15 protein-coding genes and 1 other RNA gene are annotated in these 18,997 nt (G+C 33.5%); 5 read left to right on the plus strand and 11 right to left on the minus strand.

The genetic code is table 11. The features are described 5' to 3' along the window. Positions 1–3: 3 nt before the first annotated feature. Together Q0910_RS25570 and Q0910_RS25575 are read right to left on the minus strand one after the other, a co-directional pair. Positions 4–2,859, minus strand: a complete 2,856-nt coding sequence (locus tag Q0910_RS25570) for a T9SS type A sorting domain-containing protein (protein ID WP_299222987.1) — start codon at positions 2,857–2,859, stop codon at positions 4–6. 118 nt (positions 2,860–2,977) lie between these two features. After that, positions 2,978–4,606: an ATP-binding cassette domain-containing protein gene (locus Q0910_RS25575; RefSeq protein WP_299222989.1), complete on the minus strand. Its 1,629-nt coding sequence runs from the start codon at positions 4,604–4,606 to the stop codon at positions 2,978–2,980. Between the two features lie 243 nt (positions 4,607–4,849). Between Q0910_RS25575 and Q0910_RS25580 the strand changes: the two genes are divergently transcribed. Beyond that, on the plus strand, positions 4,850–6,319 hold the full coding sequence (locus Q0910_RS25580; protein ID WP_299222991.1) for a hypothetical protein: 1,470 nt from the start codon (positions 4,850–4,852) through the stop codon (positions 6,317–6,319). A 35-nt stretch (positions 6,320–6,354) separates the two neighbouring features. On the opposite strand, the gene fsa is transcribed toward Q0910_RS25580, so the two are convergent. From fsa to ffs, 4 genes are all read right to left on the minus strand, one after another. Continuing rightward, the gene (gene fsa, locus Q0910_RS25585; RefSeq protein WP_118462510.1) at positions 6,355–7,008 is read right to left on the minus strand and encodes a fructose-6-phosphate aldolase; all 654 of its coding nucleotides are present in this window, start codon (positions 7,006–7,008) and stop codon (positions 6,355–6,357) included. Between the two features lie 175 nt (positions 7,009–7,183). Beyond that, positions 7,184–8,005, minus strand: a complete 822-nt coding sequence (locus tag Q0910_RS25590) for an SDR family oxidoreductase (RefSeq protein WP_299222994.1) — start codon at positions 8,003–8,005, stop codon at positions 7,184–7,186. A gap of 82 nt (positions 8,006–8,087) precedes the next feature. Then, positions 8,088–8,966 carry an MBL fold metallo-hydrolase gene (locus tag Q0910_RS25595; protein WP_299222996.1) on the minus strand — a complete coding sequence of 293 codons (879 nt, stop codon included), beginning with the start codon at positions 8,964–8,966 and terminating at the stop codon, positions 8,088–8,090. Positions 8,967–9,041: 75 nt separating this feature from the next. Further along, positions 9,042–9,140: signal recognition particle sRNA small type (gene ffs / locus Q0910_RS25600), an RNA gene on the minus strand. 87 nt (positions 9,141–9,227) lie between these two features. On the opposite strand from ffs, the gene Q0910_RS25605 reads away from it, so the two are divergent. The 3 genes from Q0910_RS25605 to Q0910_RS25615 all read left to right on the plus strand — a co-directional run bounded on the left by Q0910_RS25605 (position 9,228) and on the right by Q0910_RS25615 (position 13,049). Continuing rightward, the gene (locus Q0910_RS25605) at positions 9,228–10,277 is read left to right on the plus strand and encodes a glutaminyl-peptide cyclotransferase (protein ID WP_299222998.1); all 1,050 of its coding nucleotides are present in this window, start codon (positions 9,228–9,230) and stop codon (positions 10,275–10,277) included. Between the two features lie 117 nt (positions 10,278–10,394). Continuing rightward, a complete protein-coding gene (locus Q0910_RS25610; RefSeq protein WP_299223000.1) occupies positions 10,395–12,170 on the plus strand; it encodes a DEAD/DEAH box helicase in 1,776 nt (591 codons plus the stop codon). A 114-nt stretch (positions 12,171–12,284) separates the two neighbouring features. After that, complete coding sequence (locus Q0910_RS25615) at positions 12,285–13,049, plus strand: carboxypeptidase-like regulatory domain-containing protein (protein ID WP_299223002.1); 765 nt, start codon at positions 12,285–12,287, stop codon at positions 13,047–13,049. Positions 13,050–13,392: 343 nt separating this feature from the next. Here Q0910_RS25615 and Q0910_RS25620 read toward each other — a convergent pair whose 3' ends face one another. Beyond that, the gene (locus tag Q0910_RS25620) at positions 13,393–13,758 is read right to left on the minus strand and encodes a VOC family protein (protein WP_299223004.1); all 366 of its coding nucleotides are present in this window, start codon (positions 13,756–13,758) and stop codon (positions 13,393–13,395) included. A 359-nt stretch (positions 13,759–14,117) separates the two neighbouring features. Here Q0910_RS25620 and Q0910_RS25625 point away from each other — a divergent pair, with 359 nt between their 5' ends. Next, positions 14,118–14,819, plus strand: coding sequence for a hypothetical protein (locus Q0910_RS25625; protein ID WP_299223006.1), 702 nt, complete (start codon positions 14,118–14,120; stop codon positions 14,817–14,819). 98 nt (positions 14,820–14,917) lie between these two features. Here Q0910_RS25625 and Q0910_RS25630 read toward each other — a convergent pair whose 3' ends face one another. The 4 genes from Q0910_RS25630 to Q0910_RS25645 all read right to left on the minus strand — a co-directional run. Continuing rightward, positions 14,918–15,061, minus strand: a complete 144-nt coding sequence (locus Q0910_RS25630; protein ID WP_299223008.1) for a hypothetical protein — start codon at positions 15,059–15,061, stop codon at positions 14,918–14,920. Positions 15,062–15,260: 199 nt separating this feature from the next. After that, the gene (locus Q0910_RS25635; protein ID WP_299223010.1) at positions 15,261–15,920 is read right to left on the minus strand and encodes an RNA methyltransferase; all 660 of its coding nucleotides are present in this window, start codon (positions 15,918–15,920) and stop codon (positions 15,261–15,263) included. Between the two features lie 746 nt (positions 15,921–16,666). Then, on the minus strand, positions 16,667–17,581 hold the full coding sequence (locus Q0910_RS25640; RefSeq protein WP_299223012.1) for a type IX secretion system membrane protein PorP/SprF: 915 nt from the start codon (positions 17,579–17,581) through the stop codon (positions 16,667–16,669). A 72-nt stretch (positions 17,582–17,653) separates the two neighbouring features. Next, positions 17,654–18,997: gliding motility-associated C-terminal domain-containing protein (locus Q0910_RS25645; RefSeq protein ID WP_299223014.1), on the minus strand; the 1,344-nt coding region annotated here is incomplete at its 5' end.

The following is an 18,997-nucleotide window of genomic DNA, read 5'->3' on the forward strand; positions in this document are numbered from 1 at the left end:
GTATTAATTTTTCTTAACAACCTTAAATATGGATTGATTATTATCTATAGTTTCTGTTATACAAAAATAAATCCCCGGAATCATACCTTCTAAATTTATCTTTTTTATACCGTTCTGGTTTTGCAATAACACCATCTTCTGCCCTAAATTATTATACACCTCAACTTTAATAATTGTTGTACTTTTAGTTTTAAAATAAAGTAAATCTTTAGTTGGATTCGGCGCAAGACTGATTTTATTTTCTATCAAAAATTCATTTGATGACAATACACTTTCTACAATTGTACTTACAGTATTTGTTATTATTGGAGGATTAAAATCAAAATAAATTTCAGCTTTACCTTGCATAATATCTCCAACAGATACTCCAGACTTTGGTTTTATTTTAAAAGCAATAAATCCATTACTCCCCTCTTCATCTGTTGTACTATCCGGTAGGTTAATATCTTCAAAAATAAATTCTACATTCTGGTCATTAGTAACCTGAGTTCTTGCATTATGGCTAAAGGCAATAGGACTGAAGGTACTCCAGTCTAAATTTTCATCTAATTTATCTGTTACCCTTACATTGATTGCGGAAGCAGTTCCTGTATTTTGGAAACGGATAACATAATGCAAAAATTCATCCACTTGTTCTATCATTATCCTATCTCCTTCTAATACAGTTTTATCGTTCGGATCATAAGAGCCTATAACTATTTGATTTAATTCAAAAGTATTATCATTTGGAGTGGCATCATTATTATTGGGAGAAATATTAGCTGTAAAACTTAAAACATCATCAATATTCACTGTTGGTGGGGCCAATACATTAAAAGCAACCTCTATACTTCTACTTTCGAAAGGCGAAAGATCATTGAAGTTCCAGGTTATCATTTCGCTATCGATCTCATTTTGAGCAGGAAAAGCTTCTAAAAAAGTTAGTTTAGAGCTGTTAAATTGTAAATCAACACTCCCATCAATAATAGCTATTCCAAGGTTTTGATAAACGATTTTATATGACACATCAAAACCTGGTCTTGTTTCTGACAAGGGGATTATAACAACATTAAGATCATTTACCTCTGTATCCGATGTAATACAGAAGTTGATTTCATCTTCATTTCCATATCCGTCAAAAATAGTGTTTTGGTTTTCTGGATTTATAGTAAAATTATTATTTAAATCTACATTAGTAATAAACGCTCCTTCACCCAAAAACAATCTATATTCTCCAAACGGGTTTGTAAAAGTAGCATAAATATCATTTTCTTTTTGCGAAGTAATTTTTACATTTGGTATTAAATAAGAATCAGCATCACAATTTCCATTATCGCTTAATACTACCGAACCGAATATCATATTGTTACTATTGTTTGCAAACTCACAAGCATCTACAACTTCTTCCACAGTATTGCATCCTACGGCATTATTTTCTATCCGGTTTTCGCCATTCTTTTCTAAATACCTACATACATTTGGTAATTCGCATATAGACAATTTAGTATTTCCTTCAATATTTAACCAGGTAATTTTATCTGGGTTAAAATCAGAAATTGCTGTAATATCGGATAACTCATCATTACCTAATATACGCAACCAACCATTTACAGAGTGTGCCAGGGATTCTAATCCTTCTAAATTTTTTAGAGTATCACAACCAACAATTGTTAATTGTCCTCCTATTTCCTTAAGAGTGCTTAAATGGTTTAAATTTTCTAAACTTTTAGAACCATCCATAGCTATACTACCTCCTAAATATTCTAATTTTTCTAATCCAGTCAAAGATTGTAACGAATGATTACCATTAAAATTTAGACCTCCCGAAATTCTAATCAGATTATTCAATCCAGACAGGCTTGTTAACTCTTGATTACGCCAAATAAAAAGATTCCCATTTGTTATTGCTTCCAAAGAATTTAAACCTTGCAAGTTTTCTAATTGAGCATTACGTATACTTATACTTCCTATAGACTTTATATTCTCTAAGCCATTAAGATTTTTAAGTAATGGATTTTCTTCTAGGCTAAGTGATCCTCCAATATCAACTGATGATGTTAAACCTGCCAAACTAGTTAATTTATCATTATCTTTTATAGACAGGCTCCCTCCAAAATTAGACAATCCACTCAAACCTTCTAGATTTATAAGCTTATCATTATTGGTTATAAAAATTACTCCATCAAAATTATTTAGATTTTCAAACCCTTTCAGACTAATTAAATTATCATTATCAATAATCTGAATATTACCAATACTAGGAAAATCTAAAAAACCTTCTAGGCTTACTAAATCTTTATTATTCCTAATAGATAAGAAGTCTCCTATCGAATTTAATGAATCAAAACCCGCCAGATCGGATATATTTCCTACACTCTCGATACTCAAAGACCCTCCAACAGTTCTAAGTTGACTAAGTCCCGATAAATTCTCTAGTTCCCTAAATCCCCCTGATAATTTTAAATCTCCTCCCACTGAGATTAAACCAGACAATCCTTCAAGACTTCTAGCTTGTGTAGCTATTTGAAGATCAAATTCACCTTCTATTGATATTAAAGATTCTAATCCATTTAAATTTTTATAATCGCCGCCGTAAATAATAAAATCTCCTTTGATGGTTTTTAAAGAATTTAATCCCTCAAATGTATCAACAGCTGCAGAAAACTTACCATTTATACTTTCTATACGACTCAATCCATTTAAATTAATAATATCTCTACCACTAATTCTTATATCCACGGATAGTTCTGTACAATTTGGATACTCGAGTATAAAATTATCTACTTCTTGTTGTGTTCTAAGGTTAATCTCTTCGGCAGGACATTGAGCAAGAATTAAATTTTGAAAAACTAAAAAACTTATAAGTATTAATTTTTTCATATTGTCTATTTAGGTATTAATTAAAAAGGGCTTTATCAAATGAATTAATTCATTTGATAAAGCCCTGTAAATATAAATGCGAATATAGGTTATTTAGGTTAAATAACTAAGTACTAAATTATACATTCACCGCATACATTTTCTCACGTAACTCTTTAATTTTATTATCACTCATATACTCATCAAAAGTAGTATAACGATCGATCACTCCATTTGGTGTTAACTCAATCACTCGATTAGCGACTGTCTGTGCGAACTCGTGATCGTGTGTTGTAAAAAGAACAGTTCCTTTAAAGTTTTTCAAAGAATTATTAAATGCAGTAATTGATTCCAGGTCTAAGTGGTTTGTAGGCTCATCTAACATCAATACATTTGCTTTTGTCATCATCATCTTGGATAGCATACAGCGTACTTTTTCACCTCCTGACAATACGTTAGATTTCTTCAATGCCTCTTCTCCACTAAATATCATTTTACCAAGGAAACCTCTGATAAATACTTCTTCTCTTTCTTCCTCTGTGGTTGCCCATTGGCGTAACCAATCAACCAAGGACAAATCATTTTGGAAATACTCACTGTTATCTGCAGGCAAATACGATTGCGTAGTTGTGATACCCCAAGCAAATTTACCAGCATCTGCTTTTTGTTTATCATTAAGTATTTGATAAAAAGCTGTAGTTGCACGAGAATCTTTAGAGAAGACAACAACTTTATCCCCTTTTGCCAGGTTAACATCTACTCCTTTAAACAGTGTTTCTCCTTCTATACTCTTAGCCGCCAATCCTTCAGCATTCAGAATCTGGTCCCCAGCTTCTCTATCTCTTTCAAAAATGATTGCGGGATAACGACGACTAGATGGTTTTATATCTTCGATATTAAGTTTCTCGATCATCTTCTTACGAGAAGTAGCTTGTTTAGATTTTGCCACATTGGCACTAAAACGAGCAATAAACTCCTGTAGTTCTTTCTTTTTCTCTTCTGCTTTTTTGTTTTGCTGAGCTCTTTGTCTTGCAGCTAACTGAGAGGACTCATACCAGAATGTATAGTTACCACTGTAGTTATTAATCTTACCAAAATCAATATCTGATATATGCGTACAAACAGAATCCAAAAAGTGACGGTCGTGAGAAACTACAATCACCGTATTATCATAATTAGCCAAGAAATGTTCTAACCAGGAAATTGTTTCATAATCCAGATCATTTGTTGGCTCATCCATTATCAACACATCAGGACTACCGAATAAACATTGTGCCAATAACACACGTACGCGTTGTTTTGTATCTAGATCAGCCATACTGGTATAATGCAGATCTTCTTTAATACCTAGGTTAGAAAGCATTGTAGCAGCGTCGCTATCTGCATTCCATCCGTTCATTTCTTCAAATTGCACTTGAAGCTCGCCTATTTTTTCTGCATTTTCATCTGTATAATCAGCATACAATGCATCAATTTCAGTTTTGATTTTATACAACTCCTTATTACCCATGATTACCGTCTCTAAAACAGTATATTCATCATAAGCATAATGGTTTTGTTCCAAAACAGACATACGCTTTCCTGGCTCTAAATGTACATGACCTGAAGTTGGTTCAGAAACTCCAGAAAGTATCTTTAGGAATGTTGATTTTCCTGCTCCATTTGCTCCGATAATACCATAACAATTACCTTGTGTAAAGGTGGTATTCACTTCATCAAATAAAATGCGCTTACCGAATTGAACTGAAAGATTAGAAACTGATAACATAGTGATAAATTGTATTTTCGGCAAAAGTAGAAAAATGGATCCAGAACCTGAAAGAATATAGTAGTATTTTAAATTGAATCCAACAAACTAAAAATAGTATCGAAAAGCTGTATAAGTCAAAAAAAAGTTTCAGGCTTCTTTGTACATTCACTAATAATAACACAATTAACGAATTCTTAACAAGCGATAGCGGTGTTTCCATTTATTTTTGAATGTTTGTCAGTATTAATAATAGCGCCCAAAATGTATTTCGTCAGGATAAAATATCTTATCTGTATAATTATTGTCAGTTTTTCTTTGTCTAATTGTGACTCTACTACAGAAGTTACAAGTGATCATATCTATTTTGGTGGAGAAATTGTAAATCCAAATACGGACTACATAGTACTTTTCAAAGACAAAAAACATCCAGATACCATTTATCTCGATAAAAACAATCGATTCTCACATAAAATTGAAGACCTAAAAGAAGGGCTCTATTCTTTTAGACACAACCCTGAATATCAGTTAGTACTTTTAGAAAAAGGAGATAGTATTTTAGTAAGATTAAATACTTTAGAATTTGATGAATCATTGGTTTTTACTGGCAGAGGCGCTAGGAAAAACAATTTTTTGATTGATATGTTTTTGCAAAATGAATTAGAAAGAGAAAACTTGCAAAAAAGAAGAACTAGACAAACTCCGAGACAATTTAAAAAGCAACAGGATTCTTTATTTGAGTTGAGAGAAAAAAGATTCAAATCTCTTACTAGTAAATATGAACTGAGTGATCTTTCTAAAAAGATATGCAGATCCAGCTTTGAATACGACTTCTTTTCCAGGTATGAAATGTTTTTGTATAAGCAACAATATTCCAGAATTAAGAATATTAATGCTGCTGTAGAATATCCTAAGGATTTTTTTGATTATAGAGCCAAAGGTGATTTTAATGATGATGATTTAATGAGATTATATTCTTACAACAGATTTCTAAATCACTATTTCACGAATTCTTCGTATACAAAGTATATGAATCAAAAATCTTTCTCCAAGAGTAAAGTAGCATATACTATGTACAAATTAGATCTTGTGGATAGCATGATACATCATTCATATATTAAAAATAATCTCTTGCGAGGGATCACAACAAATTTTATTTTGGATAACAAAAACGACTATACTTCGCAAAAAGTATTAGATCATTATTTATCCATTAGTAGTGATAAGAAGTTTCAGACTGAACTCGTAAAAATGGCAAAAGCCACAGCTAGACTTAAACCTAATAATATTATTCCTGATCAGGATCTCATCTCTTCAAATGGAGAAATGACTAAGTTATCGGCTCTTTTCGAAAAGCCAGTCACAGCCTTGTATTTTTGGTCTATAGAAAGAAAAGATCATTATATCAAAGCTCATAAGAAAACGGATTATTTAAGCAAAGTATATCCTAATATTGATTTTATAGGAATCAATACTGATGATGAGCAAACGGACAACTGGTTAAAAACCATAAAAAGACATCAATATAATTTAGATCGTGAGTATGAATTTAAATTCCCTAAATGCTCTTCTGACGAACTAGTAATTCATTATACAAATAAGGTGATTCTTGTTGACCGTGATGGAAAAATAATAAATCCGAATGCGGATCTATTTTCTTCTTTTTTCGAAAAACAATTAATGAGTTATAGTAGACTGGCTACCCTAGAAAAACAAAAAACTGTTCTAGATTAAAGAACAGTTTTTAAATTTTTATGTTTAGTAGGTATTTAGTTTCCTTTTTTATAATCTGCTAAGAATTTTGCTAAACCAATATCTGTCAATGGATGTTTTAGTAATCCTTCTATAGAAGAAAGAGGTCCTGTCATAACATCTGCTCCTATTTTTGCACAATCGATAACATGCATTGTATGCCTTACAGAAGCTGCTAAAATTTGTGTATCAAAACCATAGTTGTCATAAACCAATCTAATCTCTGCGATCAAGTTTAACCCATCTGTAGAAATATCATCTAATCGACCAATAAAAGGAGAAACATAAGTTGCGCCAGCTTTTGCAGCTAATAATGCTTGTCCAACAGAAAACACTAATGTACAATTGGTTTTTATTCCTTTATCACTAAAATATTTAATAGCTTTTACACCTTCTTTGATCATTGGAACTTTTACTATGATCTGATCATGAAGTTTAGCCAGCTCTTCTCCTTCTTTAATAATCCCTTCGAAATCTGTAGAAATTACCTCGGCACTTACATCTCCGGTTACTATATCGCATATTTTTTTATAGTGCTCTATAATATTTTCTTTGCCTGTGATACCTTCTTTAGCCATTAATGATGGATTTGTAGTAACTCCATCAAGTACACCAAGATCCTGCGCTTCTTTAATCTGATCAAGGTTAGCAGTATCAATAAAAAACTTCATATTGTTGTGTTTAGATTTATGATTTATTGTTTTAGACTGCGAATATAAAAATTATTGTCATCGCTTTGGATAATCTTTATGTTTTCGTCCTTACATCCTTTTATATATTCACAAGTTTCTGTCTTTATCTTATGAGTACATATTTCATGAGATCTCCTCATTCGAGGAGATAAAATTACAACTTATAATGATTCATTAGTAATTTCTCATATACTTTATCTGGTAAAATTCTTTTTAAAACAACAGAGAATTTTTGCATAAACGCTCCTACTTTATAATGTACTTTAGGCTTAGTATTAAGTATAACTCCATAAACAGCTTTAGCCATCTTATCAGGATCCATACCTTCATCTACGTGTTCATCCATCAATTGCAAAGATTTGCCATACGATTTCTCATAAGGAGAACCTTCTATAACAGGAGCGTGATATCGCCCAGCTGCAATATTGGTAGCAAAATCTCCAGGAGCTATATTGGTCATATTAATATTAAATGACTTTAACTCCATTCTCCAGGCTTCAGTAGTCATTTCTAAAGCTGCTTTAGAGGCGCTATAAACTCCTCTATAAGGCAATCCCATATATCCCGCTATCGAAGTAATGTTAATAATCAAACCACTCCCTTGTTTTCTCATTAATGGCAAAACAGCTTTGGTCACATTAATAGGTCCAAAATAATTAGTGGTAAAATTTCTAATAATCTCTTCTTCAGGAATCTCTTCTAATGGTCCTGTAATTCCCGCTCCTGCATTATTAATCAAAACGTCTAATCTTCCGTGTTTTTGTTCAATAGTCTTCACAGTAGACGCTATACTATTTTTATCAGCGACATCTAATTGCAACAAGGTAAATACATCAAAATCTGAAAAACGTGAAGGGTTTCTACTAGTTCCGTATACGATATATCCTTTATTAGCAAGAAATATCCCTATAGATTTACCTATACCAGAGGAGCCTCCGGTTATTAAGACAATTTTAGAATTTTGATCTGTGTTCATATTCGCAAATATACATTATGAATTACGATTTATGAATTACGAGTTAAGAATTATGAATTACGAATTTTTAATGTCGAATTGTCTATTTATTAATCGGTTGACTGTTTAAAATATCCCGACTTATTTTGCCCGGCAATATTCGATATATAGGTATATTGATTGCATATCGATCACATAACTCTTTAATACTTCTATCAATCTGCTCACTGGAATATCGAGATGAAAAATGGCCAAGAATTAACTTTTCAATTTGAATCTGAGAAACCATTTCCATCACTTCTTCTAATGTACTATGACTATTACCGCGAGGGTTGAGGTCTCTTTGATTTTCATTTTCTAAGAAAGTTGCCTCGTGTATCAAGATATTTGTATTATTCCAGCGATCATAATCTTCCACTGGTGTATCACCAGAATACCCAATTAACGTATTTCTAACTTCTGTGGTTACTTTATCATTTCCTATTTTATCAATCAAATTTTTAATTTCTTTTCCGGATAAATGTTTAAATTCTTGTTTTAGTTTCTTTTTAGTTTGAATCACTTTATAACTTAAACTTTTGGCAACAGCATTATCAGCCTGGACGTGACCGTTTTTAATAGCCTCTACATACATATCGTCTTTGATCTTAACTATCGAGGATTCTGTAATAGGATTCCATAAAGTTCCTCTAACGTGTGGATCAAATTTTTTAGAAAACTCCTCTAGTGCCGGAAACGAACCACAATCCTTTGGGTAATGTATGATAGGAAATCCCTGACGAGCATTCAGCTGATTCAATTGTAGTAATCCTGTTAAATGATCTCTATCCGCATGAGAAACCAATACATTCTTAATTTTTCTGCTTTTTTGCAAAATCCCTGTGGTTACACCTTCACCCGCATCAAACAACAACCCTAACTCTTCTATAAAATACCAAGTAGAGAATAATGCTGTTGAATAGCCTGTAATTTTTAGTTTCATGAATTAGAACAGCTAAGAAGTTATACTGTAATGATAAGAAAATAAATGAATTTTAAGGAAAGTATTGGGTACAAAAAAAGGCAAGCTACCTACATCACACTGCTACAACCGTTTACCTTTGCTGCGTTCCCGCCCTGGAGGATTCAACAGGAGCTAGTTGTGTAGGACTTGCCGATGCAAAGATACAATCTTTAGTATATAAAACAATGATTTTTTAAACCCAATTAAAATAAATATCTTGCTCTAAATTTGACTAACATCATGAACAAACGTAACCTCTTCGTCATCATAACATTATGCGCTCTCATTTTTTCATGTGGTAGTAATGCCGATGCGAAAAAAAAATATTTTTCAATAAAAACCGATAACAATCAGAGCAAATTTAAACTAGGCGAAACTATAAAAGCGAGTATTGTTAACAACAAAAAAATTGAAATCGATTCTGTAGTATTCTTTTTAGGTGACATTAGATCAAATTCCAATACTGGATTTACCTATGAAGAGAAACTTGATAATGAACGATTGGGTAAACACCTTCTTAAAGCCATTGTATATTTTGATGGTGCAGAAGAAGATGTTTATAAAAAAATCACCTTACTCAATAACACTCCTCCCAAATTATATAAGTATAAGATTATAGCAGAATACCCTCACGATCAAAATGCTTTTACACAAGGATTAGAATTTATAGGAGATACTCTTTATGAAAGCACTGGTAAAAATGGTTTATCATCATTAAGGAAAGTAAATTATAAAACAGGAGAAGTAATCGCTAAAACAGCTATTGACAGAAAATATTTTGCCGAAGGGATTACAATCGTTAAAGACAAAATAATTCAATTAACCTGGCAATCTAAAGAAGGGTTTATCTATAACCTAAAAACATTAGAAAAAACTGGAAACTTTGCTTATAACAAAAGTAAAGAAGGTTGGGGATTATGTAATGACGGTAAACAAATTTATAAGAGTGATGGGACAGAAAAAATCTGGATATTAGATCCTGAGACTTTAGTAGAAAAATCTTATATAGAAGTTGCTACCCATAAGAAAGTAAAGTCAAAATTTAACGAGTTAGAATGGATAGAAGGAAAAATTTATGCAAATACCTGGCAAAAAGATGGGATTGCTATTATTAATCCTAAAAATGGAGCACTAGAAGCCGTTATCGATTTATCCGGTTTAAGAGGAAAAGTAACACAACATTCGGACCTTGATGTTTTAAATGGAATTGCGTACAAAAAAGACACAAAGCAATTATTTGTAACGGGCAAAAATTGGGACAAACTTTTTGAAATTGAGATTATTAGGTGATTTTCATTATTGTTTTATTAGCTATCATTATTAATTATTTTGTAACATCAGAATAACTACTTCGTTATTATTATAGACAGATAATAAACCGTACCTTTGCGGCTTATTTTTATTTATATGAACAAATTTGAAGCATTGGGCCTCAGCGAAGCCATTATTAAGGCTGTGAATGAAATGGGGTTCGAAACCCCTAGTGAAGTACAGGAAAAGGCGATCCCTATTTTGCTTGAAAAAGAGACGGATATTGTTGCACTTGCGCAAACCGGAACCGGAAAAACTGCAGCATTTGGTTTTCCGCTAATTGAAAAAGTAGACAGTGAGAGTAGAATTACACAAGGATTGATATTATCTCCTACCCGTGAACTATGTCTGCAGATTACAAACGAATTAAAAAATTACTCCAAGTTTAGTAAAGGATTACGTACTGTAGCGATCTATGGAGGTGCCAGTATTCATGACCAGGCTAAAGAAATTAAGCGTGGTGCACAGATTATTGTGGCTACGCCAGGACGTATGCAAGATATGATTAACCGTAAGATGGTAGACATCTCTAATATTGGTTATTGTGTTCTTGATGAAGCTGATGAAATGTTAAACATGGGATTCTATGAAGATATCACGGCCATCCTATCCCATACACCAGAAGACAAAAGCACATGGTTATTCTCGGCTACTATGCCAAGAGAAGTTTCTACCATTGCCAAGCGTTTTATGCATGATCCTGTAGAAATTACAGTTGGACATAAAAATACCGGATCAGAAAATGTTTCTCATGAATATTATGTTGTAAACTCAAGAGATCGTTATGCTGCCTTAAAAAGATTAGCAGATGCTAATCCTGATATTTTTTCAGTAATATTTTGTCGTACTAAAAGAGATACTCAAAAAGTTGCAGAAAACCTTATCGAAGATGGATATAATGCTGCCGCTTTACACGGGGATTTAAGTCAAAATCAACGTGATTTAGTAATGAAAAGTTTTAGGAATCGTCAGATCCAAATGTTAGTAGCTACTGATGTTGCAGCTCGTGGAATTGATGTAAATGATATTACTCACGTAATCAATTATCAATTACCTGATGAAATTGAAACCTATACACACAGAAGTGGAAGAACGGGACGTGCTGGAAAAAATGGTGTTTCAATGGTTATTGTTTCTAAAAGTGAACTTAGAAAAATTAAAACCGTTGAACGAATTATTAAACAGAAATTCGAAGAAAAAGAAATCCCAAGTGGCGAAGAAATATGCCAGGTTCAATTATTTCATTTAGCTAATGATATTGCAAAAGCAGAAATAGATCATGAAATAGATAGTTATCTACCTTCTATTAATGAGGTGTTAAAAGACTTTTCTAAAGAAGAGCTAATCAAGAAATTCTTCTCAGTAGAATTCTCTCGTTTTCATAACTATTATAAAAAAGCTAAAGATCTTAATACAGTAGGAGGAGAAAGCAGAGGAGATTCTAGAGGAAGCGATGGGAGTACACGCTATTTTATCAATGTTGGTGAAAAAGACGGATTTGATTGGATGAGATTGAAGGATTTCCTTAAGGAGACACTTGATTTAGGTAGAGATGCGGTGAGTCGTGTGGATGTAAAAGAAAGTTTCTCGTTTTTTAATACGGACTCAGAACATCAGGATAATATCCTAGCTATTTTTGAAGATTTCAAGCTAGAAGGAAGAAAAGTAAACATCGAAATCTCTAAAGATTCTGGCCGTAGCAGAGGTGGCGGTAGACGTCGTAGAGATAATAATAGCGGTGGTGGTTTTAAAGGAAAACGCAGAAGCGATGGATTTAAGCCAAGAGGAAAAGGCCGTCGTGATAATGACAGTGGTGGTGATCGCGGTGGTAGCGGAAGAAGAGACCGAAGAAAACGTAGTGATCGTAGATAATTTTTTCTGAATTAACTAAACTATATGATTTTTGGTCCGATTTTTATGTTATGTTCGTATAAATTGGTCGTCCTATATAATAGTTAATATAGAATTACTACTAAAAATAAACTTTTGAGAAGAATATTAATCTACATAATACTTGTTATAGGCATTGGTACATATGCTCAGGATACTGAATCAGAAACAGTATCAGGAAAAGTACTTAATGCCTCTACTGATATCAAATTGCAAAATGTTCACGTGGTAAACCTTAGTCAGGTAATAGGTACCATCACGAACAATGAAGGTGATTTTGAGATTAAAGCTAAAGTAAACGATACCTTATATTTTACATATATAGGATATAAACCACTTAGAGTTAGAGTAACCAATGACTGGAAAAAATTCGGTGATGTAAAAATCAAAATGACAGAACTTGGTATTGCACTAGAGGAAGTTGTTGTAGCGGATATACAGCTCACAGGATACTTAGAAATCGATGCCAAAAAAATTCCAGTCTATAACAATTACAGATACAGCATCTCTGGATTAAACTCAGGATATGAAGGTGGTAGCAGACAGCCTGGAGCCGTTAACAAAGTACTCGGAGCCATATTTAATCCTGCAGATTTTCTCTATAATATATTCAGTAAACGTTCTAATGAATTACGGAAACTGAGAAAGATGAAGAAAGATGATGAAATCAGAAATCTTTTGGAAACCAAATTCGATAGAGCTACGCTAATGGCACTGCTTCAAGTAGAGCGCTTGGATATTGACGAAATACTACGAAATTGTAATTACTCTGCGGATTTTATAAAATTTGCTAATGATCTTCAGATTCTTGATGCTATTAGCGAATGCTACGAAGAATACAAGGTTTTAGATAGAAAATAATACGATTTTTCTTTGCTCTTTATTTAAACTTCAAAAAAAGAGTAAAAAAGGTCGAAGAACATCAAAAATATACAAACTCAAGGTACTTCCGAAGTACCCCCTCCCTACCTTAAACACAGGAGAAGGCTAGTCCTGATAGAAGTGACACTTCCTTCAAACACAAGTGGAGCTTAGTCCAAACATAAGCGACCCCATGTGCTAACAGAGGAACCTCTTAGTTTTGAAGTACCCCAAGGAAGCATTAAAAGTAGGAGTCCCCCACTTAAGAGGTACTCATGACCTATTACAGAAGTAGGCAAACCTACATACAAGACACCTGCCCCCTGCTTCAAAAGTACATCTGTTAACGTTGAGAATGCAATGCAATTCTATTACCTTCAGAATCTATAAAATATCCCATATATCCGCTCTCTGGTGATATTTGTTTTTTATTAGTTACTACTTTTCCTCCTGCAGCTTCTACTCTGCCAATCTCATTAGCTACATCCTCACAGGAAAAATAAATCAAAACCCCATCTTTACTAGGTTTGTAATGTTCTCCAGCATCAATCAATGACCCTGTAGCAATACCAGATTGATTTTTATTTGGAAACCATCCCATCTGGAGTCCTTCCATTTTGTGAATACCAATTTCTATATCAAAAACCTTTTCATAAAAAGCTTTCGCACGATCCATATTTGTAACGGGAATTTCGAACCAAGTAACCATATTGTTAGTTGTTAGTTGTTAGTTGTTAGTTGTTAGTTGTTAGTTGTTAGTTGTTAGTAATTTACTAACTGTTATCTAGAATTGAAAATAAAACTTTATTAAAACCTCTTTACATGTACTTAAGGTATACCATACTACTATCTTAACGTGAACTCGATGTAAGAATTTAGTTCTAAAAAGCCGTCAGATCTACCTTCTCTGTGCTTCGGTAGACAGGTTGACACTTTTTAAACATTTTTTCATAATGCACAGTGGGTCATATTATTTACAATATAATAAACATTTAGGAAAATTTAATTTTCATGTTAACCTCACAAATTACTCAGCACTAATAAGAGTAATTAAAATTAATACGAAACATGAAAACACTAAAACTATTCAGCTTATTTTTTATTTCATTAACCTTCTTACACTGTTCTAACGAAGATGATGGGGTATTTATTGAAGATGCATCTATATCGCAAAAAAGTAGTCGCTACTCCACTATTGACTGGACCGGAACATGGAACTCTACATATGGCACTTTGAGACTTGTAGAACGTGGAGAACTTATTTATGGAGACTATGCTAACACTGGGGTAATTTATGGATATCGCCATTACATCAATGGTAAAGAGTACTTTGAAGGTACTTTCGAAAATTATCGCTTGAACAGAAAAGGTATTATTCGTTTTGAAATGAACAACCCTAATTATAATAACGCTTTCACCGGAGATTGGATTTGGAACAATGCTACTACCTGGTATAACTGGAATGGTACGAAAACATCAAAAAGAGAACCAGTATTACAGAGTTTTTACAACGTAAAAGGTCAAGTTTTGGATAATAGTACTTTTCAGCAAATTCAGAATCCTATATCAGTTGAGGTATTTCAAGATGGGATCAGACATTTTTCTACACTATCAGAAAATGGGTTATATGCTTTACAGTTACCAAAAGGATTCTGGGAGTTAAGAGTCACGGATTCTAGGTATAATAACTTTTCCAGGATTATAGAAATAAAAGAAAATTATGATTACAATAACTATTTTACCCAAAATATATTCTTAAACAAGAAATGAGTATGCTGAGCTTATAATTAGACACTACAAATTAAGGCATATTTAAGAAAGCATTACCCTCTTTTTTAAATATACTTCAAAAATTATAAAATTTAAAACTAAGAAGTACTTGTTCTTTTGTTGAAGATATCGTGAACTACTTCTGATGGATAATTAATGACTGTTTTATTGGATTTAAAGCCTGTTTTTACTTGCTTTAAAAGCATTTTTACTTTGTTGGTAGGTGACTGTTTTTTGCTCATGACAAAGGTGTTTTTAGGGAGTTAAAACGTTTAGTCTTACTCAAATATAGGGAATTATTTTTTAAAACCTTTGATTTAAGCACATTAACCTTTTACGTGTAAACCTTTATTTATAAGCAAATTACAACTCAATCAGAAGGTTACTGATTAGAATTTGTGGTTCATTATTCGTAATTCGTAACTGGCTATTTAGTATTTGTCACTTATTCTCTTCTTCATATCTCGCGATAATTTTTTCATGACTTTTAATCACTTTTTTAGCCCAATCTAATCTTTTTTCTAGTTTTTCCTCTTTGGATAACTGCCAGTCAATATCTGAATTTCTAAGTAACGAGGTAATATGTTGTAAAATAATAGCCGCAGAAACAGAAATATTCAGACTTTCTGTAAATCCAACCATGGGAATATGCAATTTTGTATCGGCTGCATCCAGCACGGTATCGCTTAGTCCTTCCTGTTCTTGGCCAAAGAAAAACGCTGAAGGTTTACTGATGTCAAAATCCTTTAATTCTATTGAATTGTCATGTGGTGTCGTTGCTACAATCTGGTATCCTTTATTTTTTAGAGAAGTAATACATTCTTTGGTTGTATTATATCTATTAATATCTACCCATTTCTGAGCTCCCATAGCAATTTCGCGATCAATACGCTTCGCATTAATTTCTTCTATCACGTGTACATTCTGAATACCAAAAATATCACAACTTCTTATGACTGCGCTGGTATTATGCAATTGATACACATCTTCTACTGCCACCGTAAAGTAATTGGTACGCTGCTCAATTACTTTTTTATACAAACCCTGTCGTCTTGGAGTGAGAAAAGATTCTAAATACGCTAATAGTTTATGATCTATCATAGACTGCTAAAATAGGAAACATTGGTAATTTAGAAAGGAAAAAAGATGTTTTGCTTCTGTACAAGCAAGGAATTTTTAATGTACACGAAAAATTAGATCAAAAAGGTATTTACATCGAAGAACTTCCTACAAATACACTGCTAACAAGATACGTTACACCTAAAAAAACGTGAGTTAGACCTAAGTGTTTGGTTTAAAAAAGCCGTCAAATTGATTTTTCATAGTGAAACGAAGAAAAATTAGCCTGCCCGTCCGCCTTAGGCGGAGTATCGACCCTTCGACGAGCTCAGGATGACAAGGGTTTTGATTGAAAATTTACTTGCCTGCCGGCGAGGCAGGTCTTCGATACAATCCGCCTGAGGCGGATCACTCTGACTGACGTAAATTTTCTTACATCGAACTCTCACATTAAAAAACAAAGCATCCATATTATATTAATAAGGAAGACCTCTCTTTCGTTACCCATACGCTTAGAGAGGTCTATACTAAAATAAGATCGAAAATTATTGTAAGAATTTGTTGCTTAACGTTTTTATTCCCATCGTCATATAAAAATAAAAAACACTTTCATTTTCGAAATTAAATCAGCTCCTATTAACAAATCTCAATTTATATTACATTCTACTAGGGATTTATTCTAAAATTTTATCGAATACCTCTTAATACATTTTGATCTGCATTAAGAGGATTCTAATAAACACATCATTAAATTGATAATCATCTTAGCAATCATTATCATTTTTTTATTAAAAATTATTAAACCGTTGTGATCCTTCTCTACCCTTGTTTCCAAAAAGTAGTTTCAGTATCACCTCGTGCGTACCGCTACTAAAATTATTGACATCTGTAGTTGCTCTCTCAAACGCATATCCAACACGAAGTCTATCCAAAAACTCTATAGTAATAAATCCGGTATAACTCTCATCTAATCTGTAGTTAATTCCTAATTCGATTTTTTTATTATACATCATAGAAGCTGTTAAATCTATCGATACCGGTGCTCCGGAAACAAACTTGGCTAATGCCGAAGGTCTCAATGAAAAAGTATCACTTAGGTTAAAATCATATCCGGCTCCAGTGAAAAAATGGATATTATCATTTGCAGAAACAGGTACCACACCTTCTCTCTCAAACCTATCACTTTTTAATAAGCCCGGTGCAGAAACTGTCACATAATAGTTCTCTGCTCTTAGATATACTCCAACACCGACATTAGGATTAAAATTGCTAATATTTTCGCTGAATAACGGATCATTTTCTACCAATCCATTGAGATCTACATTTAGAAATGATCCTCCTGCCTTTAGTCCCGCATATAAGTCTAAATCCTCGGATAACGTTAACTTATAAGAAAAATCGGCGTACAGATGCGTTTCAGAAAGTACAAAAACTTTATCTGCGACTACTGTTAATCCCAATCCTACATTCTTTCCTAAAGGCGAATTGACATTAAAATTAAACGTCTCAGGAGCATCTTGTACCTGTGTCCACTGACTTCTTACCCCAAACAAAGTTTCCACCTGTCCAGCTGTACCCGCGTACGCAGGGTTAATTACATTTCTGTTGTATTTATACAAGCTAAAATGAGGGTCTTGTTGTGCGTTAATTTGTACTACAAATGATAGTGCAAGTACAAAAAATATATAGTTTGAATTTTTCATTTTTTTATATTTTATTGTTTAAAATTGAGAGGACAAGAGTTCCTATCTCACCCTCTCTCTTCACATATCATTTTAATAGTTAATATATATCCAACCGCTAATTGGTTGTGTTCTACCATCTTTTAGATCAATAATGTAATAGTACGGTCCAACAGGCAATCGGTTACTAGATCCGATGACTCGTTTACCTGTAGAAATACCATTCCAATCATTTTGATATCCTATCACTCCAAATACTTCGCTACCCCATCTGCTAAAGATTTTTATCTCACTATCAGGGAATGCTTCTATTCCAGGGATCACCCAGGTATCGTTTACACCATCTCCGTTTGGAGAGAATCCTTCAGGAATTCCAACGATTCCGCAAGGATCTGCATCCAGGAAGTTTGGTATTCCGTCATTATCACAATCATCATTGGTTGGATCTCCATCACCATCAGTATCTTCTTCACCGTTAGTGACACCATCACCATCATCATCGCCATTTGGATCATATTGATCTAAGTAGTTCGGAATTCCATCACCGTCAGTATCATCATTCGTTGGATCGCCATCGCCATCAGTATCTTCATCCGCTGTATCAATACCGTCACCATCATCGTCGGTATCAAGGTAATCAGGAGTTCCATCACCATCGGTATCCGGGCAATTTGGATTATCCGGGCATTCTAAAATATCCGGAACACCATCACCATCATGATCTTGTCCATCATCTTCACAGTAGATATCACAAGTACCATCCCCATCATTATCACAATTTAGATCACAATCACCATCTTCATCCGTATCGCAATTCAGGTCACAATCTCCGTCTCCATCCGTATCAATATTAATATCAGGATCACCATCTCCATCTGTATCACAGTTCAGATCACAATCGCCATCTTCATCAGTATCACAATTCAGATCACAATCACCATCATCATCCGTATCAATATTGATATCAGGGTCGCCATCTCCATCTGTATCACAGTTCAGATCACAATCACCATCTTCATCAGTATCACAATTCAGGTCACAATCACCATCACCATCCGTATCAATATTAATATCAGGATCACCATCTCCATCCGTGTCACAATTGATATCACAATCTCCGTCTTCATCTGTATCACAGTTCAGGTCACAATCTCCATCGCCGTCCGTATCAATATTAATATCAGGATCACCATCACCGTCTGTATCACAATTCAGGTCGCAATCTCCGTCTTCATCTGTATCACAGTTCAGGTCACAATCGCCATCACCATCCGTATCAATATTAACATCAGGGTCACCATCACCATCCGTGTCACAATTGATATCACAATCTCCATCACCATCTGTATCACAATTCAGATCACAATCGCCATCACCATCCGTATCAATATTAACATCAGGGTCACCATCACCATCCGTGTCACAATTGATATCACA

It is taken from the genome of uncultured Aquimarina sp. (assembly GCF_947495315.1).
Lineage (GTDB): Bacteria > Bacteroidota > Bacteroidia > Flavobacteriales > Flavobacteriaceae > Aquimarina.